Genomic DNA, 25,703 nt, shown 5'->3' with positions numbered 1-25,703 from the left:
AGGGCAGCAATCAGCACTATTCTGAAGATGCAGAACCTTTTAAGGAGACCATGACCAGTCAGCAAAACTCCGGATCCGAGCCGGCAGCCCAGGACATGAGTCCTGAGGAAATCCAAGCTGTCATCGACCGGATTCTCGCCAAGGACGTCCCGGCGAAGAATGCCGCGCCGGGAAGCGGCGCCGGTGCCGGCAGCAGGGCAGTATTTGGCAAGGCCCAGGCGATTTCCCGGCTTGATGAGGAACACAGCCTGTTCGACGGCGATCAGCAGGATCTCGAGGAACGCCGGGCACTGCGCCGCACGGCGGGGCTGTCCACCGAACTCGAAGACGTCACCGAAGTCGAGTACCGGCAGCTTCGCCTGGAGCGTGTGGTCCTGGCCGGGCTGTGGACGGAAGGCACGCTGGCCGACGCCGAGAACTCTCTGCGCGAACTGGCCGCCCTGGCTGAAACCGCGGGCTCTGAGGTGCTCGACGGCCTAGTCCAGCGCCGCGCCAAGCCGGACCCCGGCACGTTCCTCGGCTCCGGCAAGGCCCTGGAACTCAAGGACGTGGTGATGTCCACCGGCGCGGACACCGTGGTGGTGGACGCGGAGCTGGCACCGTCGCAGCGCCGCGGACTCGAAGACATCGTCAAGGTCAAGGTCATCGACCGCACGGCGCTCATCCTCGACATCTTCGCCCAGCACGCCAAGAGCCGCGAAGGCAAGGCCCAGGTGGAGCTGGCGCAGCTGGAATACCTCCTTCCGCGCCTCCGCGGCTGGGGCGAGTCCATGTCCCGCCAGGCCGGTGGCCAGGTGGGCGGCGCCGGCGCCGGCATGGGGTCCCGTGGTCCTGGTGAAACCAAGATCGAACTGGACCGGCGGCGGATCCGGACGCGGATGGCCAAGCTGCGGCGTGAGATCGCCGCGATGAAGCCGGCCCGGGAAACCAAGCGGGCCAACCGCCGTCGCAATGCCGTGCCTTCGGTCGCGATTGCCGGGTACACCAACGCCGGAAAGTCCTCCCTGCTGAACCGGCTCACGGATGCGGGCGTCCTGGTGGAGAACGCGCTGTTCGCCACCCTGGACCCCACCGTCCGCAAAACCGAAACCGCTGACGGGCTGGGCTACACGCTGGCGGACACCGTGGGCTTCGTGCGTTCGCTTCCCACGCAGCTGGTGGAGGCGTTCCGTTCCACCCTTGAGGAGGTCGCGGATGCGGACCTGATCCTCCACATCGTGGACGTCTCCCACCCCGATCCCGAGGGGCAGATCGCCGCGGTGCGCTCCGTCTTCGCCGAGGTGGACGCCCGCAAGGTGCCCGAAATCATCGTGCTCAACAAGGCGGACGCAGCAGACCCCTTCGTCGTGGAGCGGCTCAAGCAGCGCGAACCGCGCCACGTGGTCGTGTCCGCGCGCACGGGCCAGGGCATCCCCGAACTGCTGAAGGCCATCAGCGAGTCCATTCCGCGGCCCAGCGTCAAGCTGGAACTGCTCGTCCCGTACCACCGTGGCGACCTGATCAGCAGGCTCCACGACTCCGATGCGGAGATCCTGAGCCTGGATCACGAAGAGGGCGGCACCCGCGCCGTGGTCATGGTCCGGGAAGGCCTCGCGGCTGAACTGGAATCCTTCATCAGCAATGACTGAGCGGGCGGCGGACCACGCCGACGCCACAGCCGGCGAGCAGTTCGTCATCGAACTGCTCGACCGCGCCGTGGCCGGCATGGGCGGTCAAAGCCGCAGCGGCCAGCACGAGATGGCGCGGCAGGTGGCGCGGGCGATCGAGACCGGGGACCACCTGCTTGTCCAGGCGGGCACGGGAACCGGAAAGTCGCTCGCGTACCTGATCCCGCTGATCGCCCACTCGCTGGAAAGCGACAAGCCAACACTGGTGTCCACCGCCACCCTGGCACTGCAGACCCAGATCGTGGGCAGGGACCTTCCCCGGCTGCTCAAGACCATCACGCCTGCCCTTGACCGGCCCGTCAAGATCGCGCTCGTCAAGGGCCGGTCCAACTACGTGTGCCGGCACAAGCTGGAGGGCGGCTTCCCCTCGGAGGAGCCCTCCGAAGGCCAGCTCTTCTCCCTGGGCGAAGACACCAGCGTGCCGCACTTCGCAGCCGCCATGGGCGGGCCGTCGTCGCAGCTCGGCAAGGAAGTGGTCCGTCTCCGCGAATGGGCGGAGAAAACCGCCACGGGCGACCGCGACGAACTCCTCCCCGGCGTGACGGACCGGGCCTGGCGCCAGGTCTCGGTCACCTCCATGGAATGCCTCGGGGCGCAGAAATGCCCTCTGGCGGCGGAGTGTTTCAGCGAACTTGCGCGGCACAACGCAGCCGAGGCCGACGTCGTGGTCACCAACCACGCGATGCTCGCGGTCAGCGCCTTTGAGGGCCTGGCCGTCCTGCCCGAATACGACGTCGTGGTGGTGGACGAAGCCCACGAGCTCCAGGACAGGGTCACTGGCGCCGTCTCCGGACAGCTGTCGGTGGCCATGGTCCATGCGGCTGCCTCGGGCGCCCGCAAGCACACCGGCATCACCGTGGACGCGCTCAACACCGCCGCCGCGAACCTGGAACTCGCCGTCGCCGGGGTGCCCAGCGGCCTGCTCCCGAACGGGCTCAATGCCGAGCAGCTGGACTGTGTGGACCAGCTCCGCGAGGCGTGCCGGGCCGCGTTGTCCGATTCCAAGGGGGACAGCAGCAACACGCCCGACGGCGGCCGGCAGCTCGCGCGGTCGCGCCTCCTGGTGATCCTGGAGCTGTGCGAGCGGCTGATCGCGGCGCGGGAAAACCGCGAGGTGGTGTGGTTCTCGCGGAACAGCACCTTTGACCCGCAGCAGGGCTATTCGGCGCCGGACGAATCGTCGCCCGCCCTCATCAACATCGCCCCGCTCAGCGTCGCGGGCCGGCTGCGGGAAGGCCTGTTCGCCGGCCACACCGTGGTGCTGACGTCAGCCACCCTTGCGATTGGCTCCGCCTTCGAACCCGCTGCCGGCGGGCTTGGCCTCGTGGGCGAGGGCGCGCCGAGCTGGACCGGAGTGGACGTTGGCTCGCCCTTCGATTATCCGAAGCAGGGCATCCTGTACGTTGCCGGCCACCTGCCCAAGCCTGGCAGGGGCACCTCGCCTGAGGCCCTCGACGAACTTGAGTCGCTGATCCGTGCCTCCGGCGGGGGAGCCCTGTGCCTCTTCTCGTCGAGGCGTGCCGCCGAGGACGCGGCCGAGGCGCTGCGGCCCCGGCTGGATGTCAGCGTCCTGTGCCAGGGAGATTCCACCATGACGGCCCTGGTCAAGCAGTTCGCCGACGAGCCGGACACGTGCCTGTTCGGGACCATGTCCCTCTGGCAGGGTGTGGACGTCCCCGGCGGATCCTGCCGGCTCGTGGTGATTGACAGGATCCCGTTCCCCCGGCCCGATGATCCGCTGATGACCGCACGCTCGCGTGCCGTGGCCCAGGCCGGCGGCAACGGGTTCATGTCGGTGTCGGCCACCCACGCGGCGATCAGGCTGGCCCAGGGCGCGGGACGACTGATCCGGTCCACTGATGACAAGGGCGTGGTGGCGGTGCTGGATTCACGGCTGTCCACCGAGCGCTATGGAGCTTTCCTCCGTGCCGCGCTCCCGCCGTTCTGGCCGACGACCGACCGGAAGATCGCCGTGGCTGCCCTGGAGAGGCTGGCCGGCGCACGGTCCTAGGGGTTTACGGGCACCTGCACGCTGACGGGTAGGCCCTACAGCGAACGCAGTACTGAGACCACTTTGCCCATGACCACGGCGTGGTCGCCCAGAATGGGTTCGTACTGGGTGTTTTGCGGAAGAAGCCAGGTGTGCCCGTCCCGCTGGCGGAACGTCTTGACGGTCGCTTCGTCGTCGAGCAGGGCAGCGACGATGTCGCCGTTGACGGCGTCGCTTTGCCGCCTGACCACCACCCAGTCGCCGTCGCAGATGGCGGCATCCACCATGGAATCGCCGGCCACCCTCAGCATGAACAGTTCGCCATGGCCTACGAGCTGGCGGGGCAGCGGCATGAAATCCTCCACCACCTGGTCCGCAAGGATGGGTCCGCCTGCCGCGATCCGGCCGACCAGCGGCACCATGGCCGTGTCCATGGCGCTGGGCAGTTCGGAGACTGATCCGCCTCCCACGCTGTGGAGTGCGGCGTCCTTCTCCGCCCCCTGGGCCTTTGCTCCGCCCGCGTCGAGGGTGAGCGGCATGAGGACTTCCATGGCCCGCGGGCGCTTGGGGTCCCGCCGCAGGTAACCGAGCTTTTCCAGCTGCGAGAGCTGGTGGGTGACGCTGGACAGGCTGGCCAGGCCAACGGTGTCGCCGATTTCCCGCATGGACGGCGGGTAGCCGTTCTCATTGACTGACCGCTGGATCGTTTCCAGGATCCTCTTCTGGCGGACGGTGAGTCCCTTGGGTGTCCGCTGAGACCGCTGGCTGCGCTGGGGAGCCGTGCCGCCGGAGGCTTGTGCTGCCATGTTTGCCAACGCCTTTCCATTCCACCCGGCATCCGTGGCTGCAGTCGCCGGGAACTTCCGGACTGAAATTGTCAGACCCTGCTGATCAACTGCAGATGTGGTTGTTCTTTGATTCCAAACGTAGGCCAGCCCTACGCGTTTTTCAAACATTTGTTCTAGCGAGTCTCGACTTAATTCGTTGATAGGTGCTAAAACTTAGGAAAGTAAAGTTCGAACATGTGTTCTAGTCCAGCTGCGAAGCGACCGGGTTATTCGAATATCCCGGCGACCGGCCGGCGGGCGGGCACAAACCGGGCAGCACAGATTGGTCCAGGAGGGCTCAGGTCATGTCAGCTTCAACAACAGTTCAGTGCTCACGTCCGCAGGGTATGAAAACAGCGGTGCGGCAAAGTTCCCGGCACAGTCCACAACAGGGTCCACAGCAGGGTCCACTGCACGGTGCGCCGGTCAGCGGCCAGGCGGTCAAGCCGCCGCGGCTCCGTCTCACGCGCCGCGGCCGGATCGTCCTGATTGGCCTGCCGATCGTTCTGCTGGCTGCTCTTCTGCTCTCCCTGGCCGGCCTGCTGAACTCGCCGGCCAAGGCGGCTGACACCGCCAGCGGATTGGCCGTCACGCCAACGGTGTCCGTCACGGTCCAGCCAGGGGAATCGCTGTGGGCCATCGCCGGGGCCGTGGACCCCAGCCGGGACCCGCGCGATGTCATCGCGGATATTGTCCAGCTGAATGATCTGGCAGGCGGCCGGGTCATGCCGGGTCAGCAGCTGTTTGTACCGTCCAAGTAGGCGGCGTTCCTGCGGAGTTCGGACCCGCCAAATCGTCACAGTTTCAGGCGTGCCGTTCGCGGCACTTAAACTGTTCAGGTGAGTGACCAGCTTGAGCGACTTAACCGATTGCCCCTCCGGACTAACCTGCGGGGGCTGACACCCTACGGTGCGCCGCAGCTTGACGTCCCCATCCTGCTCAATGTCAACGAGAACACTCACGGCGTGCCGGCTGATGTCAGGGCCGCCATCTCCGAAGCCGTGACGGTGGCCGCCGCGGGCCTTAACCGCTACCCGGACCGCGAATTCACCGAACTCCGGGAAGCCCTTGCCGAATACCTCGGCCACGGGCTCGGCGCCGAAAACATCTGGGCGGCCAACGGCTCCAACGAGGTGCTCCAGCAGATTCTCCAGGCTTTTGGCGGGCCGGGGCGTACGGCCCTCGGTTTCCCGCCCACGTACTCCATGTACCCGCTGCTCGCCAGCGGAACCGATACCGCCTACATTGTCGGCAAGCGCGCCGGGGACTACGGCCTGAGCGCTGAGGCCGCTGCCCGCCAGGTCCGGGAGCTGCAGCCGAACATTGTGTTCCTCTGCTCACCCAACAACCCCACCGGCACCGGCCTCGGCCTGGATGTGGTGGAGGCGGTCTACGAGGCCGGCGAGGCCAGCCAGACCATTGTGATCGTGGATGAGGCCTACCACGAGTTTGCCCACGACGGCACTCCCAGTGCCCTCACCCTGCTGCCGGGCCGCGAGCGGCTCATCGTGTCCCGGACCATGAGCAAGGCGTTCGCCCTCGCCGGCGCCCGGCTCGGCTACATGGCGGCGGCACCGGAAGTGACCGACGCCCTGCGCCTCGTGCGCCTGCCGTATCACTTGTCGGCCATTACCCAGGCAACCGCACTCGCGGCGCTGCACCACCGCGAGGCGCTCATGGCGGACGTCCAGGACATCAAGCGGCAGCGCGACCGCATCGTCACCGAACTGACGCGGATGGGACTGCGACCGGCGGCATCGGATTCCAACTACGTCTTTTTCGGCGGGCTGGACAACCCCCACGAGGTCTGGCAGGCGCTGCTGGACGCGGGCGTGCTGATCAGGGACGTCGGCATCCCCGGGCACCTGCGCGTCACGGCCGGAACTGAGACGGAAACCACAGCTTTCCTGGAGGCGCTGGAGAGCATCCTGGCCAGGCAGGCTGCCCTTCCGGCCTAAACTTGAGCGTAGACCAAGCAACGTCTGAACTCTCCTTCGTCAAAAGGACACCTATCACCATGAGCGACACCGGAATCAAGGCTGCCGAGGCCCGGACTGCACGCCTGGAGCGTGCCACCAGCGAATCTTCCGTGCTGGTGGAGATCAACCTCGACGGCACCGGAGTGTCGGACATCAGCACCTCGGTCCCGTTCTATGACCACATGCTGACCGCGCTGTGCAAGCACTCACTCATTGACATGACGGTTAAGGCCACCGGCGACATCCACATCGACGTGCACCACACCGTCGAAGACGTCGCCATCACCTTCGGTGAGGTGCTGCGCACGGCCCTCGGAAACAAAGCCGGCATCCGCCGCTTCGGCGAGGCCACGGTGCCGCTGGACGAAGCGCTTGCGCACGCCGTCGTGGATGTTTCCGGCCGGCCGTACCTGGTGCACGGCGGTGAACCCGCGGGGCAGGAGTACCACCTGATCGGCGGCCACTTCACGGGATCACTGACCAGGCACGTCTTCGAGGCCATCACGCTGCACGCGGGCATCTGCCTGCACATGAACGTCATCGCCGGACGCGATCCGCACCACATTGTCGAGGCCCAGTTCAAGGCCTTCGCCAGGGCGCTGCGTGCGGCCGTGGAGCCGGACCCCCGTGTGGAGGGCATTCCGTCCACCAAGGGTGCCCTGTGACCGGCAAAGTGCTGCGGGAGGGCGCCATCATCGATCCCTCAGCCACGGTCAAGCCGGCGTCCCCGGAAGGCAAGCCGACTGTCACGGTCCTGGATTACGGTTCCGGCAATGTCCGTTCAGCCGTCCGTGCCCTCGAGCGCGCCGGCGCCGAGGTCATTCTGAGTTCCAAGCCCGAAGACGTTCTCAACGCGGACGGGCTGCTGGTGCCGGGCGTCGGTGCCTTCGAGACCGTGATGCGCGAACTCAAGGCAGTGGACGCCATCAGGATGATCGGTCGCCGGGTAGCCGGAGGCCGTCCTGTCCTGGGCATCTGCGTAGGCCTCCAGGTGCTGTTCGAGGCGGGCGTTGAACACGGGACCGAAGCCGAGGGCATGGGGGAGTGGCCCGGCAAAGTCGAACTCCTGCCCGCAGACGTCGTTCCGCACATGGGATGGAACACCGTGAAGGTCCCCGAAGGCTCCAGGCTCTTCGAGGGCGTGGAGTCCGAGCGCTTCTACTTCGTGCACTCCTACGGTGTCCAGAGCTGGGACTTCGACGTCGTGCAGCCCCGCATGGCCGCACCGCTCGTGACGTGGTCGGAGCACGGCGCGCCCTTCATCGCCGCCGTCGAGAACGGACCGCTGTGCGCCACCCAGTTCCACCCGGAAAAGTCGGGGGATGCCGGCGCACGGCTCCTGAAGAACTGGGTGGACGGGCTCCGCAGCCACCACCAGCGGCACGCATCGCCAGCGGCGGATGCCACGCCGGCGGACACCACGCCGGCTTCGCCAGCGGCGGATGCCTAGATGTGGTCCATCGTGCTGATGGGCCTGGCCGGCCTGCTGGTCGGCGGCGCGCTGTCCTTTCGGCAGCAGAAGAAGCCGTTCTGGACGCAGATCAGCTTCTACGTGCTGGCAGGCATGTCGCTGCTGGCCGCGTACCTGCTGACCCTGCCCGCCCAATAGCAGCAACGGCCGGAACCACCCGCCACAGCGCTGGACGGAAACAACAGCGCTTCATGGAAATCAGCGCCACACGAGAACCGAGGACACGAGATGATCAGCCAAACCGAGCTTCCTGTACTGGAACTGCTCCCCGCAGTCGACGTCGTGAACGGCCAGGCTGTCCGCCTGGTGCAAGGTGAAGCCGGCAGCGAGACGAGCTACGGCACACCGCTGGAGGCGGCCCTCAACTGGCAGGAGCAGGGCGCGGAATGGGTCCACCTGGTGGATCTGGACGCTGCGTTCGGCCGCGGCTCCAACGCCGAGCTCCTGCGTGAAGTGGTGGGCCGGCTGGACATCAAAGTCGAGCTGTCCGGCGGGCTGCGCGACGACGAGTCGCTGGAAAAGGCGCTGGACCTGGGCGTGGCCCGCGTGAACCTCGGCACTGCCGCCCTCGAAAATCCGGACTGGACGGCGCGGGCCATCGAGCGCTTCGGCGACAGGATCGCCGTCGGACTGGACGTCCGCGGCACCACGCTCGCGGGCCGCGGCTGGACCAAGGAAGGCGGCGACCTCTGGGACGTCCTGGGCCGCCTCGAGGAGGCCGGCTGCGCCCGTTATGTGGTCACCGATGTCACCAAGGACGGCACGCTCCAGGGCCCCAACGTCGAACTGCTGCGGCAGATGGTCGAGAAAACCGGCAAGCCCGTGGTGGCGTCCGGCGGCATCTCCAGCCTTGATGACCTGAAGGTCCTCCGCTCGCTGGTTCCGCTCGGCGTCGAGGGTGCCATTGTCGGCAAGGCCCTGTACGCCGGGGCATTCACCCTGCCGCAGGCCCTCGACGTCGCCGGCCGCCGCTAGGCAGCGCCCCGTCATGGCCGAGCACGGGCGGATGCCCGACGGTGCGGAAGGCACTGAGGAGGAACAGTCTCCGGTACGCCGCCTTCCCGGGCACATCCAGGCTGCCCTTGCGGGCGCCGGCGGCGCTACCGATTCTGCCGGCCAGCCCTGGGCGGGCCGCAGCCTCGAGGGTGAGAACGCCAGCATCCACAACTTCGAGGACGACGACGGCACGGCGGACGCAGGGTATCTCGCCGCCGTTTCGGGCCTCCTCACGGCCGACGGCGACGAGGCCGCCGTCGTAGCTTCGCTTGCCACGGCGCGCGTTTTCGTTCCGATTGTGGCCCAGCTGGCCGAGGAAGCCGAAGGCGTGGACGGGCTCCATGCCGACAAGCAGGCGGACATGGCACTCGTGACGCTGAAGGCGCCCGACGGGCGGCTGGCCATGCCGGTGTTCAGCTCGGCCGAGGCCCTGGCCGCGTGGCACCCCGAAGCGAGGCCTGTTGCGGTTTACGCGGCGCGGGCGGCGCTGTCCGCCGTGGCCGAAGGCGCTGAGTTGCTGGTCATGGATCCGGGGTCCGAGGTGACCTTCGTCGTGCGGCGCCCGGCCGTCTGGGCACTGGCTCAGCAGAAGCAGTGGGTTCCTGCCTACCGCGATGCCGAGCTGGCGGCACTGCTGCGCTCCGCCGCCGAGACCCGGCCGGCCGTCCGCGGTCTTGAAGTCCTTCCCGGCGGTGGCGTGGCGGCATCGACCGCCTCAGGCCGCCGGATTGACGGTGGCGGACCGGGGCCGGAACTGCGCGTCGTGCTCTACCTTGAGGACGGACTGGATGCCGCCGCGGTCCAGTCCCTCGTTGCCGGGCTGCAAAACGACTGGAGCCGGAATGTATTGTTTGGTGAGCGTGTTGACTCGATCGAAGTCAAGCTAAGGCGCGCCGCGCAGTAACCGGCGGTCCCAAGATGGTCCGTCCTGCTGCTGCCCGGCCGCGGAACTAAGGACCTACCTGTGAATTTCACCCTGTACCGGGAGCTGCTGGCCGTCAGGCCCATCCGGCGGCTCCTGGTCGTCGGCATGATCGCGCGCATACCTCATTCGGCAGCCGGCGTGCTCCTGACCCTGCACATCGTTCTGACCCTTGGAGAGGGCTACGCCGCCGCCGGGGCAGCAGCGGCCGTCATGACCATCGGCATTGCGCTGGGCGCCCCGTGGCGGGGGCGGCGCGTGGACACGGCGGGACTCCGGACGGCGCTCATACCGTCTGTCGTGTCCGAGACCGTCATCTGGTCCATCGTGCCGCACGTCTCCTACCAGTGGCTGTTGCCGCTCGTGTTCGTCGGGGGACTGCTCACACTCCCCATTTTCAGCGTCGTCCGCCAATCGCTGGGCGTGCTGGCGGACGGTGACCAGCGCAGGACCGCCTTCGCCCTGGATGCCATCAGCACGGAGGTGGTGTTCATGATCGGGCCGGCCGCCGGAGCGATCGTCGCCACGAGCGGCCATTCGGTCGTCGGACTGACCATCGTCGGCGTCTCTACCTCCCTGGCCGGCCTGTTCCTGATGTGGTTCAACCCGCCCACCCGCAGTGCGGACCGCGATGAGGCGTGCGAGGCGGACGAGCAGGAGGCGGCCGAAGTTGCCGTCGTGGCGGCCGCCCCCGCCCACCTCCACGAAGCTGCCGCCGAGCTCGGGCCCGCGGCCGCCGGCAGCCGCCGCCGGGCGGGTCTCCGGCGCAAGGTCGCCCACAACTTCACCTGGTTTACCGCGGCCGTAGCCGCGGTCTTTGCCGTCGCCTCCGGGGCGGGCATGGTGCTGAGCGGCACCGATGTGGGCATCGTGGCAGCACTGGAGACCGGAGGGCACCAAAGTGAAATCGGGGTTGTGTTCCTCTTCTGGTGTGCGGCGTCGGTCATCGGCGGCCTCGTCTACGGTGCCATGCACCGCCCCGTGTCGCCGATCCTCCTGCTCCTGGGGATGGCGGCGCTGACCATCCCGATGGGGTTCGCCACAGACACGTTGACGCTGAGCCTGCTCTCCCTGCTCCCGGGCCTCCTCTGCGCGCCGGTGCTCTCGGCGGCGTCGGAAAAGGTCGCTGACCTCGTGGACGAGGCGCGGCGCGGTGAGGCGATGGGCTGGTACGGATCGGCGCTCACGGCCGGAGTCGCCCTGGGCGCGCCGCTCGCCGGAGTGTTCATCGACGGCGTCGGCCCGTGGGGCGGGTTCGTTTCAGTGGGTGTGGCCGGCGTTCTGCTGTGCGCCGTCGGACTCAGGCTGCAGCGCCGCCGCCGGCGGCGCGCCGCCAGGGCCTAGCCGGGCGCCAAGCGCCAGCCCTGCACCAGCCCGAGTCCAAGGTCAGCCCGCCGCCAGTCTGAGGCGATTGCTTCCCGACACAGAACGACGGCGGGCCGCCCCTCTCAAGGTCAGCCCGCCGTCGTCGTGGTTTGTTCGTGCGGAACTTAGTTCACGGCTCCCGTGTATTTTTCACCCGGGCCCTTGCCCGGAGGATCGGGGATGATCGACTCTTCACGGAAGGCGAGCTGCAGGGAGCGCAGGCCGTCGCGCAACGGTCCGGCGTGCTGGGAACCGATCTCCGGGGCGGCGGCGGTCACGAGGCCGGCGAGGGCCGTGATGAGCTTCCTGGCCTCGTCCAGGTCCTTGAGCTCTTCCGCATTCTCTTCGGCAGCCAGGCCGAGCTTCACGGCAGCGGCGCTCATGAGGTGCACGGCGGCAGTGGTGATGACCTCGATGGCCGGAACTTCGGCGATGTCCCGGACCTGCTGTGAAACATCGGCCTGGTCACCGGGGGCCTGGTAAACGTGTGAATTACTGTCTGGAGTGCTCATACGGTAAGCTTGTCACAGACCGACTGGATGTCGTTATTTTGCCGTGGATGAGACCCACTGCCGCAATGTGCGGTAAGCGGGTATCGTTCTGTAGAATTGATAATCAGTTTGCAAGCGGAGTTCTCTCCCACCCGCGTCAGCCGTTTACCCGAGTAGTTACGGGAAGCAAGGTTGCCGGGTAAAGGTCGGGCGTTTTCATCAGGCAGGAGCCTGGGAAACCGCGTGCAGTCCCTGCGGGGCCTGCACATCCGATCCTCGAGGCCTTCGATTGCTCCGGCAATTGGGGGCCTTCTCTATTTTGCCGGTGGAATACCCATCACAAACACAGGAGCTTTAACATTAGCGAGCCAAGAATCAATGAGCGTATCCGCGTCCCAGAGGTGCGGCTGGTCGGCCCTGCCGGCGAACAGGTAGGAATCGTCCGTATTGAGGATGCCCTGCGTCTGGCTGCCGAGTCCGATCTTGATCTCGTTGAAGTTGCACCGCAGGCCAAGCCTCCGGTGTGCAAGCTGATGGACTTCGGCAAGTACAAGTACGAGGCCGCAGTCAAGGCCCGTGAGGCCCGCAAGAACCAGACCAACACGGTTCTGAAGGAAATCCGGTTCCGCCTGAAGATCGACACCCACGACTACGAGACCAAGCGCGGCCACGCCCTGCGCTTCCTTGGATCCGGGGACAAGGTCAAGGCCATGATTCAGTTCCGTGGCCGCGAACAGCAGCGCCCGGAAATGGGTCTGCGCCTGCTTCAGCGTTTCGCGGAAGATGTCAATGAAGTCGGCGTGGTGGAGTCAAGCCCCCGCATCGACGGCCGCAACATGGTCATGGTGATCGGTCCGCTGAAGAACAAGGCGGAAGCCAAGGCCGAAGCCCGCCGTGCAACGCAGCGCGCTGAAGCCAAGGCCCAGAACGAAGCCAAGGCATCCGGACGCATCGACACCTCAGGTGACGATCAGGCACCCCTGACGCAGTCCCTTGCTGACCTTCTGCCGGAAGGCTTCCAGGTTTCCACGGAGGAAACTGTGCAGGAAGCCCCGGCAGCAGCTGAAGCGGCCGCTCCGGAAGCCGCCGTCGAAGCGCCTTCCGCTCCGGCCGAAGCAGCTCCGGCTGCCGAAGCTCCCGCCGCGGAAGCACCCAAGGCTGCCAAGGAGGCCGAGCCGAAGCGCGAGGCACCCCAGGCTGCTGCTCCCAAGGTCTCAGCGCCCGTCGCTCCCAAGGCGGCAGCGCCCGTGGCTCCCAAGGCTGCAGCGCCTGCTGCTCCCAAGGCGGCAGCGCCCGTGGCTCCCAAGGCCGCAGCGCCTGCTGCTCCCAAGGCGGCTGAGGCTGAGAAGGCTGCTGCTCCGGTAGCGCCCAAGCCTGCAGCTGTTCCTGCTCCGCCCAAGCCGGTGGCCAGGCCGGCCGCGCCGAAGCCCGCTGCGCGCCCCGCGCCGCGTGCCATGCCGAAGCCGGCAGGTAAGAAGACCACTTAGTTCACAACTGCGGAAGGTATCGCCTTCAGGCAGTCAGCAACCAGCATGCCGCCCGCAGGGGCGGCTGCACGAAAGAACTGCGGACATTGTCCGCGGATACGTTAGGAGATCGGTTCCCATGCCGAAGATGAAGACCCACAGTGGTGCTAAGAAGCGCTTCAAGCTGACCGGCAGCGGCAAGCTGCGCCGCCAGCAGGCCAACCGCCGCCACTACCTCGAGCACAAGTCCTCCAGGCTGACCCGCCGCCTCGCCGGCGACAAGATCGTCTTCAAGGGCGACGCCAAGGTCATCCGGAAGATGCTCGGCATCTAATTTCCAAGCACTCTGACTGACTGCCACCTGGCACCAGTCAACTACCAATAAGCCTTCTCAGGCCGGCCGGGTTACCGGCAGTAGACGCTTGGGATCAGAATTTTGAAGGAGTACGCACGTGGCACGTGTGAAGCGGGCGGTAAACGCCCACAAGAAGCGCCGGGTTATCCTCGAACGCGCCAAAGGTTACCGTGGACAGCGCTCACGCCTGTACCGCAAGGCCAAAGAGCAGCTGCTGCACTCGTTTGTGTACAGCTATGGCGACCGCAAGAAGAAGAAGGGCGACTTCCGCCGCCTGTGGATCCAGCGCATCAACGCTGCATCCCGCGCCAACGGCCTGACTTACAACCGCCTGATCCAGGGCCTGAAGGCCGCTGAGGTCGAGGTTGACCGCCGCATGCTGGCCGAGCTGGCCGTCTCCGACGCCAACGCCTTCGCCGCGCTGGTCAACGTCGCCAAGGACTCCCTGCCTGCCGACACGTCAGCTCCCGCCGTGAAGGCTGAAGCGGCTCCGGCCCCCAAGGCAAAGGCTGCTAAGAAGCCCGCCGCCAAGAAGCCTGCTGCGAAGAAGCCGGTTGCCGAAGCTGCCGAGTAGTACAGCAACTGGTGGTTCAAGGACCGGTGGCAACTGCCACTAAGGTTCTTATATGAACGAAACCGGGCGCCCGCAAGACTTTCCACTCTCCAACCCCCGAGCCGATCGGGTGAGGGATGTGGCTAAGCTTGCAGGGCGCCCGGCCCGTTTAAGGCGCCGCCAGTTTTTGGCCGAGGGCCCGCAGGCGGTCCGTGAAGCCTTGATTTTGGACCGCAAACGGACAGCGGCGGGAGAACCGGGGATTGTCCGCGAGGTCTTCGCCAGCGAGGCATGCCTGGACCGGTATCCCGAGTTCGAGGACCTGGCTGCGGGAACCAGCGCACGGCTGGCAACGGAGGAAGTCCTGGCGGCCATGGCGGACACCGTGACACCCCAGGGGATCATCGCCGTCTGTGACTTCGTCGACGTCACGCTGGCGGATGTGCTCGACGCCGGTCCGCGGCTGATTGCCGTGCTCTGCCAGGTTCGGGACCCAGGAAACGCCGGCACTGTCCTCCGGGCCGCGGACGCCGCCGGCGCGGATGCCGTAGTCCTGACGGGCTCCAGCGTGGACATCTACAACCCCAAGGCCGTGCGCTCGACGGCCGGATCCCTGTTTCACCTGCCTGTGGTGCTGGGCGCCGACGTGGAGGACCTGGTGGCGCAGTGCAGGTCCCGCGGCATCGGTGTCCTGGCCGCGGACGGCTACGGCAAGCTCAACCTCGACCGGCTCCAGGACGAGAGCGCTGCACGGCGTCTCGGAGCGTCAACGGCCGGCTCCGAGTACGCCCTCGAAAGCCCCACAGCCTGGCTCTTCGGCAACGAAGCCCAGGGCCTGTCCGAGGCCGAGCTGGCACTGGCCGACCACCGGGTGGCTGTTCCCGTCTACGGCGCGGCCGAAAGCCTGAACCTGGGAACGGCGGCCACCGTCTGCCTTTACGCGAGCGCCCGTTCCCAGCAGCCGATCCAGTCCCAGCAGCCTGCATAGGCCAGCCGGTCACCGGGGGATCGGCGCCCATAGCGGCAAACAAAAAGCGGCAGATAAAAAAGCGGGGACCCACCAACCGGTGGGTCCCCGCTTCTCATGTGCAGCTGGTATGCCTTCCGGCTGACCAGCGCCTAGTAGTCTCAGGTGGTCTTGTTGCGTCCGGTAATTGCCCCGTAGACACCGGCGACGACCAGGCCGCCGATAATGGCGAGGATCCAGGTGCCGAGGTCGAAGAACGCCAGGTCACCCTTGCCGAAGAGAAGGCTGCCGATCCAGCCGCCAACGATGGCGCCTACGACGCCCAATACCAAGCTGGTGACCCAGCCGCCGCCAACCCTGCCGGGCATAACGGCCTTAACAATTGCGCCTACGATCAGGCCGAGAATAATCCAAGCAAGAAAACCCATTGTCTCCTCCTTCATATTCGTCGGGATCGATTGGTGTCAGTCCCGATATGGCTTCAAGCTAACACAGCGCGCGATTATTTGTCAGCACGCTTAGTTTCAAGGCTTTCGTGGCGGCGGCGCGTCATGGCTGGTGCACCGCCGCGGATCGTCCGGGTACGGTATTTACTAGACGGCCCCGGTAGGCGGCCGTGTCCATTCCCTTGTAATTTCCCGTGAAGAGGTGAAGCTCCCTTGGCTGCAACTGGCGGTACCAAGGCGATCGTCGCGGCTCTGGCTGCAAACCTGACCATCGCTGTCTTGAAGTTCGTCGCATTCATTCTGACGACGTCGTCCTCCATGCTGGCCGAAGCCATCCACTCGGTGGCCGACTCCGGAAACCAGCTCCTCCTGCTCGTGGGTGGAAAGCGTGCCAAGAAGGCCGCAAGCGAGGAGCACCCCTTTGGCTACGGCCGCGAACGCTACATCTACGCGTTCATCGTCTCGATTGTGCTGTTCAGCGTCGGCGGCCTGTTTGCCCTGTATGAGGCGTGGGAGAAGATCCAGCACCCGCACGCCATCGAAGGCGACTTCTGGTGGGTCCCGCTCGCCGTGCTTGTGGGCGCGATCATTGCCGAGTCCTTCTCGTTCCGGACGGCCATCATCGAGTCCAACCACATCCGCGGTAAGCAGACGTGGGTCAAGTTCGTGCGGAACGCCAAACAGCCCGAGCTGCCGGTGATCCTGCTGGAAGACCTCGGCGCCCTGCTCGGCCTTGTGTTTGCACTGTTCGGCGTCGGCCTGACGTTGATCACGGGAGACGGCATCTGGGATGCCCTCGGCACGGGCATGATCGGCCTGCTGCTCGTGGCCATCGCCGTGGTCCTTGCCATGGAAACGAAATCGCTGCTGCTCGGCGAATCCGCGACGCGGGACGATGTTGCCAAGATCAGGACAGCGATCGAGTCCGACGGCGCGGGCATCATCCACCTCAAGACCCTCCACCTCGGGCCGGAGGAACTGCTCGTGGCCGCCAAGATCACGGTGGGCGCCGCGGAGTCCGGACTGGACATTGCCAGGCTCATTGATGCTGCCGAAGAGCGTATCCGCACGGCCGTGCCGATTGCGAGGGTCATCTATCTTGAGCCTGACGTGGACCGTGCAGAACTGCCCAGCGGACAGGCGTTCGCGGGGGACGCCGGGGCCTGACAACCAGGGCGCTTGTCCGTCTTTCCGGCCGCTGGCCGCGTAACCGCTGGTTACGGGGTCAGCGGCTTTTTGCGTTCCAGCCAGCCGCTGAGAATTGCGACGCCGAGTCCCAAAACCGCCAGCAAGGCCCCCACGAGGGCGGGCGCGACGTAGCCCCAGCCCCAGGCGATGACCAGGCCGCCCAGGAAGGCGCCGAGGGCGTTTGCCACGTTCAGTGCGGCGTGGTTGAGCGAGGACGCCAGCGACGGCGCATCCGGCGAAGCGTCCAGCAAGCGTGTCTGTAGCGCGGGGACCAGCATGGAGCCGGCGGTTCCCACGACGAAGACCATCACGAATGCCGACCAGGGCCAGTGCACGGCGACGGCGTAAACGACCAAGGCAACCGCGATGGCCGGCAGGACCCGGTAGATGGTCCCCATGACGGACTTATCCGCGATCCGGCCACCCACAATGTTGCCTGCCACCATTCCCAGGCCATACAGGGCCACGACGAAGGGCAGGAGGGCCGACGGGATGCCGGCGACCGACGTCATGGTGTGGGCGATGTAGGTGTACGTTGCGAAGAACCCGCCGAACCCGACGATGCCGATCATGAGGGCGAGCCAGACCTGCGGGCGTTTGAGCGCCCCCAGTTCCCGGCGGATGCTGGCGTCGGCGTGCACCTTCTGGAAGGGAACGAATCGCCAGATCAGCGCAAGGGTCACCAGACCGAGAGCTCCCACCAGGACGAAGAGCAGCCGCCAGCCGAAGGTCTGGCCGAGCCACGTGGCGAAGGGCACGCCGATGACATTGGAAACGGTCAGTCCGGCCATGACCATGGAGATGGCCCAGCCCCGCTTCGTGGGTGCCACGAGCGAGGCCGCAATCACGGCTGCCACGCCGAAGAAAGCTCCGTGCGGCAGGCCGGCGGCGAACCGCGACACCAGCATGCTGGCGTAATCGGGGGCGATGAAGGAAGTCAGATTGGCGATGCTGAAGAACAGCATGAGTCCCAGGGCCAAGTGCTTGCGTGGAAGCTTCGCACCGACGGCGGCCAGCACCGGAGCGCCGATGACAACCCCCAGGGCGTAGGCGGAGATCAGGTGACCGGCTTCCGGCGTGCTGATGCCGAGTCCCAGCTCCACCTCTTTGAGCAGCCCCATCGTGGCGAACTCCGTGACTCCGATGCCGAAGCCGCCCATGGCCAGCGCGAGGATGGCCAGTCCGAGGTGGGTGGTGCCGGCCTTGGGCTTGCCGGGCGCCTGAACAGTAGTAGTCATGTGCCTTCTTTTTCGGGAACGTAAGGTGGTGAACCGCCTCAGCGGGCCGGACGGGACCGGCAAAAAGGGCGCAACAAATCTTATTTTTTGGATCTGAATTTTCAACGGCGAAGGCGCGGCCGGTATTCCCGCTCTTTCCATTCTGCCCCATGGTGCCCCATAGACTGGGGCCGTGACTGAACTTATCAAGGTGGTGGGCGGCGCCGTCCTCGATTCGCTGGCGGATCCCCGCAGGCTCCTCGTTGCCCGGCGGACAGCACCCCCGCAGTTTGCCGGCATGTGGGAATTTCCCGGCGGCAAGGTGGAGCCCGGCGAGGCTCCCGACGTCGCACTGCACCGGGAGCTCCACGAGGAGCTGGGTATCAGTGTCCGGCTCGGCGCTGAGCTGCAGTCTCCGGACGGTGCCGGCTGGCCGCTCAATGAGCGCGCTTCCATGCGCGTATGGTTCGCGGAGATCGCGGAGGGCGAGCCCCGGCCGCTCGAGGACCATGACGAACTCCGATGGATCAGCCTCCGCGCGTGTGACGAAGCCCTCACGCTGCCGTGGATCCCGGCGGACCTCCCCATTGTCCGGGCGCTGCTGGAAACGCTGGCCGCCTCGGTGCGCGCTGACTCCCTCCCCGGAAATTAAGTGGCGCTGATTTCCGGCCAGCTGAACTGACTGAGGGCAGGACGGTTCACCGTCCTGCCCTTTGCTATGGCCGGAGGAATTGTCCCCTCAGAAGAGTGTCGGCTGGGCCGCCGCCGGCGAAGCACCGGCCTGGCCCGTCCTGCCGGCACCGTCCAGGGGCAGGCTGCCGGCCGGGTACTGCGCCTCTTCGCCCCGGGGGTCGTCGACGTCGCGGTGGCTGAACCCGTGCGAACCGGAAAAACCATGGCGGGCCTTGAAATAGCGAATCCTGCCGGCTAGCCACTCCCGGTATTCCTTTGAGGCGTAGGAACCCGTGCCGTACAGCCTGCGGTACCGGGCGGCCAGTTCCGGATGGCGGGCGGCGATCCACTGCATGAACCATTCGCGGGTGCCGGGCTTCAAGTAGAGCGCTCCGGCGGTGACGCCGGTGGCGCCGGCGGAGGCCAGGGCGCCGAACAGCGAGTCCAGGGCTTCGTCGCTATCCGAAAGCCAGGGCAGGATCGGCATGGCCATCACGCCGCAGGGCAGCCCGGCGTCGCGAAGCCGGGATACCAGCTTGAGCCGGGCCCGCGGGCCCGGGGTGCCAGGCTCCACGGCCTCCGAGAGCCGCTCGTCCGTCATGGCCAGCGAGATCCCGATGCCCACAGGGACCTGGGCGGCGGCGTGCTTCAGCAGCGGAATGTCGCGGGCCAGCAGGGTCCCCTTTGTCAGGATGGACAGGGGAGTGCCGGAGTCGGCCAGTGCCCCGATAATTCCCGGCATCAGGCTGTAGCGGCCCTCGGCGCGCTGGTACGGGTCCGTGTTGGTGCCGAGGGCGACCTGCTGCCGCCCCCACGACGGCTTGGCCAGCTCCTTGCGCAGCACTTCGGCAGCGTTGATCTTGACCACCACCTGGCTGTCGAAATCGAGGCCGGCGTCGAAGTCCAGATAGGTGTGGCTCTTGCGGGCGAAGCAGTACACGCACGCGTGGCTGCAGCCGCGGTAGGGGTTGACGGTCCATTCAAAGGGCATCCGGGAACCGGCAGCCACCTTGTTGAGCACCGATTTGGCAGTGACCTCATGGAAGGTGACCCCGGCAAAATCAGGGGTGGAAACGGACCGCACAAGCCCTGCCAGCGGCAGCAGCGGTTCCGCGGCCGGGGCGGCGGTGCCCGTGCTGTTTCCGCCCTGCGCTCCGCCTTGCGCTCCGCCCTGTTCTCCGAGCCGTGGTCTGAGTGCCTGTGCGTCCCATCTCATGAACTCTATTCGAAGGTATGTTCGAATATAAGTCAAGGTCCGGCCCCGGCGTTTCGCGGTCCGTGCCGTCCTGCCGCCAGCCCCCGTATCGATGCACGGCGGGGAGCTACGCTTGGTCCATGATCCTCCTCACCGGGTTTGAACCGTTTGGCGGCCAGCCCGTCGTGGGGGGCGGCCGTGCATGCCCGGACCATACTCCGGGGAGAAGGCGTGGCCGTCGAGGCCGTTGAACTGCCGTGCGTCTTCGGTGAGGCAGTCACCGCCCTCGGCGAAGCCCTCGATGTGCTCGGGCCGGACCTGGTGGTGTGCATAGGCCAGGCGGGCGGCCGCGGCAGGGTGTCGCTGGAGCGGATCGCCATCAACTGCGATGACGCGCCGATTCCGGACAACGCCGGGAACCAGCCGGTGGACTGCCAGGTCGTAACGGACGGGCCGGCCGCGTACTGCAGTTCCCTGCCGGTGAAGGCGGCGCTCCAGGCCGTGACCATGGCCGGATTTCCCGCGGAGGTTTCGCAGACGGCGGGAGCCTATGTCTGCAACCACACCTTCTATGCATTGATGCATGCGCTCACGTCGCGACCGGGCGCCCGCGGCGGGTTCGTCCATGTCCCGTTTGAACCCGGTCAGGTGCCGGCGGGAAGCGCCGCCCCGTCAATGCCGGTGGAATCGATGGAGGCGATCGCCGTCGTCGCCCGCACATCACTGGCGCAACGCCCGGACCGGAGGCTGGCCGCGGGCAGTACCCATTAGGCCAGTCCACCCGCCAGGTCAGCGCGTCCGGTGCCGGAGCTCCCACTGCGCCGCGATGGTGACACTCACGCTGGCCGCGCCAGCTTCCACGGCGACCGCGTCGGTGGCAAACGCGCGCTGCATCTCCGCCACCGGGACGGGGGCGGAGGACGCGGGGTGCTCTGAGACAGTGACGACGTCGCCCAGTTCAGCGTTGGCCAGCGCGGCGAACTGCGCGGCCGAGGATGCGGCGTCCTGCCAGGCCGCCTCGCGCGCCAACGCCGTGACGGCCGCCGCATCCGTGAAGCCCAGCTGAAGCCCATCCAGCCTCACGTCGTTCCCTCCTGCCTCCACGGCCGCGGCTATGCCCTCGGCTGCGGCCGCCAGGTTCCGGAGACGCACGCTCAGCACGCTGGACGCCACATAGCCGGTGGCTCTCTGGCCCTGGCCTTCCTGCCAGATGACATCGGCGCGGACGTTGAGTCCGGACGTGCTGATGTCGCGATCGTCGACGCCGTGGCCGCGCAGCGCCGCTGCCACGGCCGCGGACGCCGCGCCTGCAGCAGGAAGGCCTCTCCTGCGTTCTCCCTCCGGCACTCCACACCGACGGAGATGGTCAGCTGGTCCGGGGCGGCTTCGGCCGTTCCGGTCCCCGTGACCGTGACGGTCCTGGACATCTCACCCACTCAGGCCTCCGTCCCGCCGGCATTGCCGCCGGTGGTCCTGCCGGCAGTTGGGCCTGCCGTCCGCCGCGGCGGCCGGCGCGGTGACCGATTCCGCCTGCGGTCCACGTAGCCGCCGGCTTCCAGGCCGGCCCGGCGTTCAAAGAGGTTCCCCGACGCCGGATCGCCGTTCCGCAGCACGGACCAGACTGCGGCTAGGAAGTAGAACACGAGGAAAGGCGCACCCAGGCACCACGCGTATTGGGTGCTGTGCCGCTCTTCATGCTGCAGGAGGACGGGGTTGGCGAAGGCTGCGTCCGGACCGGCGCGGTAGATGATCACGTTGCCCACGGCAAAGGCCCCCGCGAAGGGCAGCCTCCACCCGTAGCCGGTGGCGATCACCAGGCCGCGCGGACCGCCAACCGTCCTGGTCCGCGCCAGCCCGGCCAGCAGCAGCCCGAGCGCCGTGGAGCCGTTCAGCACGTTCGCGAGTTGCCGCAGCCGCTGTCCCGGGGTCATGAAGCCATGCTAGCGGCAGGTGCCTGCGCTACACACGAGTGCAGTACGCGATGCCCCGTTCGGGCAGCCCGGCCCCGTCAATTAGACTGGGAACAGTGCCTGCCGGCCAACCTCCGGCGAGCCTGCCCTTGTCATTGGGTGACGTCATTGGATGACTTCATGCAATGACGTGCCAGTGACGGACGCGCCGCCGGGGAACCGGCACTGCAGCACCGGCCATTGGCATCACCCGACTCGTAGCTAAGAACAGTAGATGACTGAAACTTTGCCGGGCGCTGCCATCCCGAACCCTCTGGATGAAGCCGCCATCGCCGCCGCCGTAGACCAGGCCATCACCGCCATTGCCGGTGCCTCCACGCTCGATGAACTCAAGGCTGTCCGCCTGGCCCACACCGGTGAGAAATCGCCGCTGAGCCTCGCCAACCGGGAGATCGGCGGCCTTCCCAAAGACCAGAAGGCCGCCGCCGGCAAGATCATGGGTTCCTCCCGCGGACGCGTCAACAAAGCGCTCGCCGAACGCACCGCCGAGCTCGAGGCAGAAAACGATGCCCGCATCCTGGTCGAGGAAACCGTGGACGTGACGGCCGCCCCGCGCCGCCGCCGCGCCGGAGCCCGCCACCCCCTCTCCACGCTGCAGGACCGCGTTGCTGACATCTTCGTGGGCATGGGCTGGGAAATCGCCGAGGGCCCGGAAGTCGAATCCGAGTGGTTCAACTTCGACGCACTGAACTTCAAGCCGGACCACCCCGCCCGCGAAATGCAGGACACCTTCTTCGTGGAGCCGCCGGAAGCCCACCTGCTGATGCGCACCCACACCTCGCCGGTGCAGGTCCGCTCCATGCTGGAACGCGAGCTGCCCATCTACGTGCTGTGCCCCGGCAAGGTGTTCCGCACCGATGAACTCGACGCCACGCACACGCCGGTGTTCCACCAGTTCGAAGGCCTGGCCATCGACAAGAAGCTCAGCATGGCAGACCTCCGCGGCACGCTGGAGCACTTCGCGCGCCAGATGTTCGGCGACGAGGCCCAGATTCGCCTGCGTCCCAACTACTTCCCGTTCACCGAGCCGTCCGCCGAGCTGGACATCTGGCACCCGGGCGCCAAGGGTGGCCCGCGCTGGATCGAATGGGGCGGCTGCGGCATGGTCAACCCCAACGTGCTGCGCGCCGCCGGCATCGATGCGGACATCTATTCAGGTTTTGCCTTCGGAATGGGCATTGAGCGCACGCTCATGTTCCGCAACGAGGTCGGCGACATGCGCGACATGATCGAAGGCGACGTACGTTTCAGCGAGCACTTCGGGATGGAGATCTAACAGTGCGTATTCCCCTTTCCTGGCTGCGCGAATTCGCGCAGGTACCGGCCGGAGCAACGGCCGAAGACGTCATGGCGGAGCTCGTCAAGGTCGGCTTTGAAGAAGAAGCAGTCCACCGCCCCACGGACGGACTTAAGGGTCCCGTCGTGGTGGGTCAGGTCCTGAGCCTGGTCAAGGAACCGCAGACCAACGGCAAGACCATCAACTGGTGCCAGGTCCGCGTTGTCCCCGAAGGCCAGGAGCAGACCCTGACCGGCAAGGGCATCGACCCCTCCGGCGTGCAGGGCATCATCTGCGGGGCCCACAACTTCGTGGAAGGCGACAAGGTGGTGGTCACGCTTCCGGGCGCCGTCCTGCCCGGCGACTTCCACATCTCGGCCCGCAAGACCTACGGGCACCTGTCGGCCGGCATGATCGCCTCCGTCCGCGAACTGGGCATCGGCGAGGACCATGACGGCATCCTGGTGCTCTCCCGGATCGGGCTGGATCCGGAAATCGGCAGCGACGCCATGGAACTGCTGGGCCTCTACGACCAGGCCGCCGAGATCAACGTCACGCCTGACCGCGGTTATGCCTTCTCGATCCGCGGCGTGGCCCGCGAATACGCCCACGCCACCGGCACGGTGTTCACGGACCCCGCATCCAAGGTGCAGGCGCCGGCCACACTGTCCGGCGGCTACGGCGTCAAGATCAACGACGACGCGCCCGTCTACGGTAAGCCCGGCTGCGACCGGTTCGTCGCCCGCACCGTCCGCGGCGTGGACGCCACGCGGCCAACTCCGCCCTGGATGTCCTCACGCCTGCGCCTGGCCGGCATCCGCTCCATCTCACTGCCCGTGGACATCTCCAACTACGTGATGCTTGAACTCGGCCAGCCGCTGCATTTCTATGACCAGGACAAGCTGTCCGGGGACATCGTGGTCCGGCGCGCCGTGGCGGGGGAGAAGCTCACCACCCTTGACGGCAAGGAGCGCGCGCTTGACCCCGAGGACCTGCTGATCACGGACGCCTCCGGCCCGATCGGCGTCGCGGGCGTCATGGGCGGCGCGTCCACCGAGGTCTCGGACGCCACCTCCACCGTCCTGATCGAGGCGGCCCACTTCGAGGAAGTGTCCATTGCCCGCTCACGCCGGCGCCACAAGCTGCCGTCGGAGGCCTCCAAGCGCTTCGAGCGCGGTGTGGACTGGCAGGTGGCAAACGTCGCCGCGCAGCGCGCCGTCGACCTCCTGGTCGAGCTGGCCGGCGGGACGGCAGATGAGGCGGGTACCGACGTCGGAACCGCCCCCGACGCCGTCACGATCGACCTGCCGGCGGAGTTCCCCGCCGCGCGCATCGGCCTGGACTTCACCGAAGAGCAGATCGTCACCTGCCTTGAGGATCTTGGCGCCGCAGTCGAAAAGAGCGACGCCGGCTGGACAGTCTCTGCCCCGAGCTGGCGGAACGACCTGGAAACCAAGGAGGACCTCTCCGAGGAGATTGCCCGCCTAGTGGGGTACGACAAGATCCCGGCCACCCTGCCCGTGGCGCCTCCCGGCCGCGGCTTCACCCGTGTGCAGCAGCAGCGCCGCCGCCTGGTCCAGGCGCTGGCGGATGCCGGGCTGACCGAAGTCCTGTCCTACCCGTTCGTATCGAAGACCGCCAACGATACCTTCGGCGTGGCCGAGGCGGGGGGCCCGAGGACTGCGGTCAAGCTCGCGAACCCGATCAGCGAGGAGCATGGCTACCTGCGCACTTCGGTGCTGCCGGGGCTCATCGAGGTGGCCAAGCGCAACCACTCCCGCGGGTTCCGCGACCTGGCGCTGTTCGAAGCCGGCCTCGTGTTCCTGCCCGGCGACACCGTGGGCACGGCCAGCATTCCGCCGCTGGGCGTCAAGCCTTCCGACGAGGTGCTGGATGCACTGTACGACGGCGTTCCGGACCAGCCGCTGCACATCGCCGCCGTGCTGACCGGCCACGATTCGCCCGCTGCCGCGGGCCACACGCCCAGGGCATGGGACTGGGCGGATGCCTTGGACATTGCCCGCCAGGCCGGCGACGTGCTCGGCGTTGAGATTGTGGTGAGCCAGGGCCATCACCAGGCGTTCCACCCGGGCCGGGCCGCGCAGCTTTCACTGCGTAGCGGCGACGTGGTGGGCTACGCCGGCGAGCTGCATCCGAAGCTCCTGGCCGCCCACGACATGCCGGCGCGTTCCGTGGCCCTGGAGTTCAACGCGGACGCACTGTTCGAAGCCGCGGCCGACGTCATTGTGGCCCGCCACATCTCCACCTTCCCGGTGGCCACCCAGGACGTGGCGCTCGTGGTGCCGCAGGACGTTCCGGCGGACGACGTGCTGGCCGCGCTGCGGGAGGGAGCCGGGGAGCTCCTGGAAGACGTGGCGCTTTTCGACGTGTACGCGGGCAAGGGCATCGAAGAAGGCAAGAAGTCGCTGGCCTTCGGGCTCCGGTTCCGCGCCGCGGACCGGACGCTGACTGCCGACGAGGCCTCGGCTGCCCGGGAGAACGCGGTCGCCATGGCCGCCTCGCGGTTCGGTGCGGTCCAGCGATAGGCCGAGCACAACCGGCTTGAGTAAACCACGGAAGACCACGCCCGCCGGCGTGGTCTTCCGTGCTTCCCCGGACGGTTCCGCGGACGCTCGTGGCAGCCGTCGTGTCGCCCCCGTCCGGACTCCGGCTCGGCGTGGACATCGTGA

Annotated in this window: 26 protein-coding genes and 1 pseudogene; 19 read left to right on the top strand and 8 right to left on the bottom strand. The window is 67.1% G+C overall.

Annotated features, from left to right (window positions below; genetic code table 11):
* Positions 1–50: 50 nt before the first annotated feature.
* Together hflX and ASG92_RS10850 are read left to right on the top strand one after the other, a co-directional pair.
* Complete coding sequence (hflX, locus tag ASG92_RS10855; protein WP_056627834.1) at positions 51–1,628, top strand: GTPase HflX; 1,578 nt, start codon at positions 51–53, stop codon at positions 1,626–1,628.
* The gene (locus ASG92_RS10850; protein ID WP_056627831.1) at positions 1,621–3,678 is read left to right on the top strand and encodes an ATP-dependent DNA helicase; all 2,058 of its coding nucleotides are present in this window, start codon (positions 1,621–1,623) and stop codon (positions 3,676–3,678) included. Before hflX ends, ASG92_RS10850 begins: the two co-directional genes overlap by 8 nt.
* Positions 3,679–3,713: 35 nt before the next feature.
* On the opposite strand, the gene lexA is transcribed toward ASG92_RS10850, so the two are convergent.
* Positions 3,714–4,463: a transcriptional repressor LexA gene (gene lexA / locus ASG92_RS10845; protein WP_056627887.1), complete on the bottom strand. Its 750-nt coding sequence runs from the start codon at positions 4,461–4,463 to the stop codon at positions 3,714–3,716.
* 431 nt (positions 4,464–4,894) lie between these two features.
* Between lexA and ASG92_RS10840 the strand changes: the two genes are divergently transcribed.
* The 8 genes from ASG92_RS10840 (at position 4,895) to ASG92_RS10810 (ending at position 11,196) form a co-directional block, all read left to right on the top strand.
* Positions 4,895–5,245 (top strand): LysM peptidoglycan-binding domain-containing protein, encoded by a 351-nt coding sequence (locus tag ASG92_RS10840; protein ID WP_056627885.1) that lies wholly within the window; start codon positions 4,895–4,897, stop codon positions 5,243–5,245.
* A 78-nt stretch (positions 5,246–5,323) separates the two neighbouring features.
* Positions 5,324–6,442 carry a histidinol-phosphate transaminase gene (locus ASG92_RS10835; RefSeq protein ID WP_056627827.1) on the top strand — a complete coding sequence of 373 codons (1,119 nt, stop codon included), beginning with the start codon at positions 5,324–5,326 and terminating at the stop codon, positions 6,440–6,442.
* A gap of 59 nt (positions 6,443–6,501) precedes the next feature.
* Positions 6,502–7,128 carry an imidazoleglycerol-phosphate dehydratase HisB gene (gene hisB / locus ASG92_RS10830; RefSeq protein WP_056627824.1) on the top strand — a complete coding sequence of 209 codons (627 nt, stop codon included), beginning with the start codon at positions 6,502–6,504 and terminating at the stop codon, positions 7,126–7,128.
* A complete protein-coding gene (gene hisH, locus ASG92_RS10825; RefSeq protein ID WP_056627821.1) occupies positions 7,125–7,913 on the top strand; it encodes an imidazole glycerol phosphate synthase subunit HisH in 789 nt (262 codons plus the stop codon). Before hisB ends, hisH begins: the two co-directional genes overlap by 4 nt.
* Positions 7,914–8,072, top strand: a complete 159-nt coding sequence (locus ASG92_RS29230; RefSeq protein WP_200951946.1) for a hypothetical protein — start codon at positions 7,914–7,916, stop codon at positions 8,070–8,072. It begins immediately after the preceding gene.
* A gap of 90 nt (positions 8,073–8,162) precedes the next feature.
* Positions 8,163–8,909, top strand: coding sequence for a bifunctional 1-(5-phosphoribosyl)-5-((5-phosphoribosylamino)methylideneamino)imidazole-4-carboxamide isomerase/phosphoribosylanthranilate isomerase PriA (gene priA, locus ASG92_RS10820; RefSeq protein ID WP_056627819.1), 747 nt, complete (start codon positions 8,163–8,165; stop codon positions 8,907–8,909).
* 31 nt (positions 8,910–8,940) lie between these two features.
* Complete coding sequence (locus ASG92_RS10815; RefSeq protein ID WP_056627883.1) at positions 8,941–9,834, top strand: SseB family protein; 894 nt, start codon at positions 8,941–8,943, stop codon at positions 9,832–9,834.
* 60 nt (positions 9,835–9,894) lie between these two features.
* A complete protein-coding gene (locus ASG92_RS10810; protein ID WP_056627816.1) occupies positions 9,895–11,196 on the top strand; it encodes an MFS transporter in 1,302 nt (433 codons plus the stop codon).
* 146 nt (positions 11,197–11,342) lie between these two features.
* Here ASG92_RS10810 and ASG92_RS10805 read toward each other — a convergent pair whose 3' ends face one another.
* On the bottom strand, positions 11,343–11,729 hold the full coding sequence (locus tag ASG92_RS10805) for a DUF1844 domain-containing protein (protein WP_056627813.1): 387 nt from the start codon (positions 11,727–11,729) through the stop codon (positions 11,343–11,345).
* A gap of 380 nt (positions 11,730–12,109) precedes the next feature.
* Here ASG92_RS10805 and infC point away from each other — a divergent pair, with 380 nt between their 5' ends.
* The 4 genes from infC to ASG92_RS10785 all read left to right on the top strand — a co-directional run bounded on the left by infC (position 12,110) and on the right by ASG92_RS10785 (position 15,070).
* Positions 12,110–13,195, top strand: coding sequence for a translation initiation factor IF-3 (gene infC, locus ASG92_RS10800; protein ID WP_056627810.1), 1,086 nt, complete (start codon positions 12,110–12,112; stop codon positions 13,193–13,195).
* 118 nt (positions 13,196–13,313) lie between these two features.
* A complete protein-coding gene (gene rpmI, locus ASG92_RS10795) occupies positions 13,314–13,508 on the top strand; it encodes a 50S ribosomal protein L35 (RefSeq protein WP_009358635.1) in 195 nt (64 codons plus the stop codon).
* 118 nt (positions 13,509–13,626) lie between these two features.
* Positions 13,627–14,103, top strand: a complete 477-nt coding sequence (rplT, locus tag ASG92_RS10790; RefSeq protein ID WP_056627807.1) for a 50S ribosomal protein L20 — start codon at positions 13,627–13,629, stop codon at positions 14,101–14,103.
* Positions 14,104–14,155: 52 nt separating this feature from the next.
* Entirely contained in the window at positions 14,156–15,070 is a 915-nt protein-coding gene (locus ASG92_RS10785; protein ID WP_056627804.1) for an RNA methyltransferase, read from the top strand.
* Positions 15,071–15,210: 140 nt separating this feature from the next.
* Here the strand turns inward: ASG92_RS10785 and ASG92_RS10780 are convergent, their stop codons facing one another.
* Positions 15,211–15,477, bottom strand: coding sequence for a GlsB/YeaQ/YmgE family stress response membrane protein (locus ASG92_RS10780; protein WP_056627801.1), 267 nt, complete (start codon positions 15,475–15,477; stop codon positions 15,211–15,213).
* A gap of 231 nt (positions 15,478–15,708) precedes the next feature.
* Between ASG92_RS10780 and ASG92_RS10775 the strand changes: the two genes are divergently transcribed.
* Positions 15,709–16,662 (top strand): cation diffusion facilitator family transporter, encoded by a 954-nt coding sequence (locus ASG92_RS10775; protein ID WP_056627798.1) that lies wholly within the window; start codon positions 15,709–15,711, stop codon positions 16,660–16,662.
* A gap of 50 nt (positions 16,663–16,712) precedes the next feature.
* Here ASG92_RS10775 and ASG92_RS10770 read toward each other — a convergent pair whose 3' ends face one another.
* On the bottom strand, positions 16,713–17,921 hold the full coding sequence (locus tag ASG92_RS10770) for an MFS transporter (protein ID WP_056627797.1): 1,209 nt from the start codon (positions 17,919–17,921) through the stop codon (positions 16,713–16,715).
* 172 nt (positions 17,922–18,093) lie between these two features.
* Between ASG92_RS10770 and ASG92_RS10765 the strand changes: the two genes are divergently transcribed.
* Positions 18,094–18,552, top strand: a complete 459-nt coding sequence (locus ASG92_RS10765) for a (deoxy)nucleoside triphosphate pyrophosphohydrolase (protein WP_056627794.1) — start codon at positions 18,094–18,096, stop codon at positions 18,550–18,552.
* Positions 18,553–18,639: 87 nt separating this feature from the next.
* Here the strand turns inward: ASG92_RS10765 and ASG92_RS10760 are convergent, their stop codons facing one another.
* Positions 18,640–19,788, bottom strand: a complete 1,149-nt coding sequence (locus ASG92_RS10760) for an Rv2578c family radical SAM protein (protein WP_056627791.1) — start codon at positions 19,786–19,788, stop codon at positions 18,640–18,642.
* 210 nt (positions 19,789–19,998) lie between these two features.
* Here ASG92_RS10760 and ASG92_RS10755 point away from each other — a divergent pair, with 210 nt between their 5' ends.
* Positions 19,999–20,538 (top strand): pyroglutamyl-peptidase I, encoded by a 540-nt coding sequence (locus ASG92_RS10755; RefSeq protein WP_346762989.1) that lies wholly within the window; start codon positions 19,999–20,001, stop codon positions 20,536–20,538.
* A gap of 18 nt (positions 20,539–20,556) precedes the next feature.
* Here ASG92_RS10755 and ASG92_RS10750 read toward each other — a convergent pair whose 3' ends face one another.
* From ASG92_RS10750 to ASG92_RS10745, 3 genes and pseudogenes are all read right to left on the bottom strand, one after another.
* On the bottom strand, positions 20,557–21,114 hold the full coding sequence (locus tag ASG92_RS10750; protein WP_346762988.1) for an SIMPL domain-containing protein: 558 nt from the start codon (positions 21,112–21,114) through the stop codon (positions 20,557–20,559).
* A gap of 15 nt (positions 21,115–21,129) precedes the next feature.
* Positions 21,130–21,194, bottom strand: a pseudogene (locus ASG92_RS30445) (SIMPL domain-containing protein); the annotation flags it as partial.
* 9 nt (positions 21,195–21,203) lie between these two features.
* Entirely contained in the window at positions 21,204–21,698 is a 495-nt protein-coding gene (locus ASG92_RS10745; protein ID WP_056627789.1) for a hypothetical protein, read from the bottom strand.
* A gap of 253 nt (positions 21,699–21,951) precedes the next feature.
* Between ASG92_RS10745 and pheS the strand changes: the two genes are divergently transcribed.
* The gene (pheS, locus tag ASG92_RS10740; protein WP_056627786.1) at positions 21,952–23,013 is read left to right on the top strand and encodes a phenylalanine--tRNA ligase subunit alpha; all 1,062 of its coding nucleotides are present in this window, start codon (positions 21,952–21,954) and stop codon (positions 23,011–23,013) included.
* A 2-nt stretch (positions 23,014–23,015) separates the two neighbouring features.
* Complete coding sequence (pheT, locus tag ASG92_RS10735; protein WP_056627783.1) at positions 23,016–25,559, top strand: phenylalanine--tRNA ligase subunit beta; 2,544 nt, start codon at positions 23,016–23,018, stop codon at positions 25,557–25,559.
* The last annotated feature ends 144 nt before the right edge of the window (positions 25,560–25,703 follow it).

This window comes from Arthrobacter sp. Soil736 (assembly GCF_001428005.1).
Lineage (GTDB): Bacteria > Actinomycetota > Actinomycetes > Actinomycetales > Micrococcaceae > Arthrobacter.
This window is presented reverse-complemented; position numbering and strand designations above follow the sequence as displayed.

Coding starts and splice junctions, on each gene's coding strand:
- ASG92_RS10850 (WP_056627831.1), top strand. CDS start 1,621: ATGACTGAGCGGGCGGCGGACCACGCCGACGCCACAGCCGGCGAGCAG.
- ASG92_RS10780 (WP_056627801.1), bottom strand. CDS start 15,477: ATGGGTTTTCTTGCTTGGATTATTCTCGGCCTGATCGTAGGCGCAATT.
- ASG92_RS10815 (WP_056627883.1), top strand. CDS start 8,941: ATGCCCGACGGTGCGGAAGGCACTGAGGAGGAACAGTCTCCGGTACGC.
- ASG92_RS10745 (WP_056627789.1), bottom strand. CDS start 21,698: ATGACCCCGGGACAGCGGCTGCGGCAACTCGCGAACGTGCTGAACGGC.
- pheS (WP_056627786.1), top strand. CDS start 21,952: ATGACTGAAACTTTGCCGGGCGCTGCCATCCCGAACCCTCTGGATGAA.
- hisB (WP_056627824.1), top strand. CDS start 6,502: ATGAGCGACACCGGAATCAAGGCTGCCGAGGCCCGGACTGCACGCCTG.
- ASG92_RS10805 (WP_056627813.1), bottom strand. CDS start 11,729: ATGAGCACTCCAGACAGTAATTCACACGTTTACCAGGCCCCCGGTGAC.
- priA (WP_056627819.1), top strand. CDS start 8,163: ATGATCAGCCAAACCGAGCTTCCTGTACTGGAACTGCTCCCCGCAGTC.
- ASG92_RS10785 (WP_056627804.1), top strand. CDS start 14,156: ATGAACGAAACCGGGCGCCCGCAAGACTTTCCACTCTCCAACCCCCGA.
- ASG92_RS29230 (WP_200951946.1), top strand. CDS start 7,914: ATGTGGTCCATCGTGCTGATGGGCCTGGCCGGCCTGCTGGTCGGCGGC.
- lexA (WP_056627887.1), bottom strand. CDS start 4,463: ATGGCAGCACAAGCCTCCGGCGGCACGGCTCCCCAGCGCAGCCAGCGG.
- rpmI (WP_009358635.1), top strand. CDS start 13,314: ATGCCGAAGATGAAGACCCACAGTGGTGCTAAGAAGCGCTTCAAGCTG.
- ASG92_RS10760 (WP_056627791.1), bottom strand. CDS start 19,788: ATGAGATGGGACGCACAGGCACTCAGACCACGGCTCGGAGAACAGGGC.
- hflX (WP_056627834.1), top strand. CDS start 51: ATGACCAGTCAGCAAAACTCCGGATCCGAGCCGGCAGCCCAGGACATG.
- ASG92_RS10770 (WP_056627797.1), bottom strand. CDS start 17,921: ATGACTACTACTGTTCAGGCGCCCGGCAAGCCCAAGGCCGGCACCACC.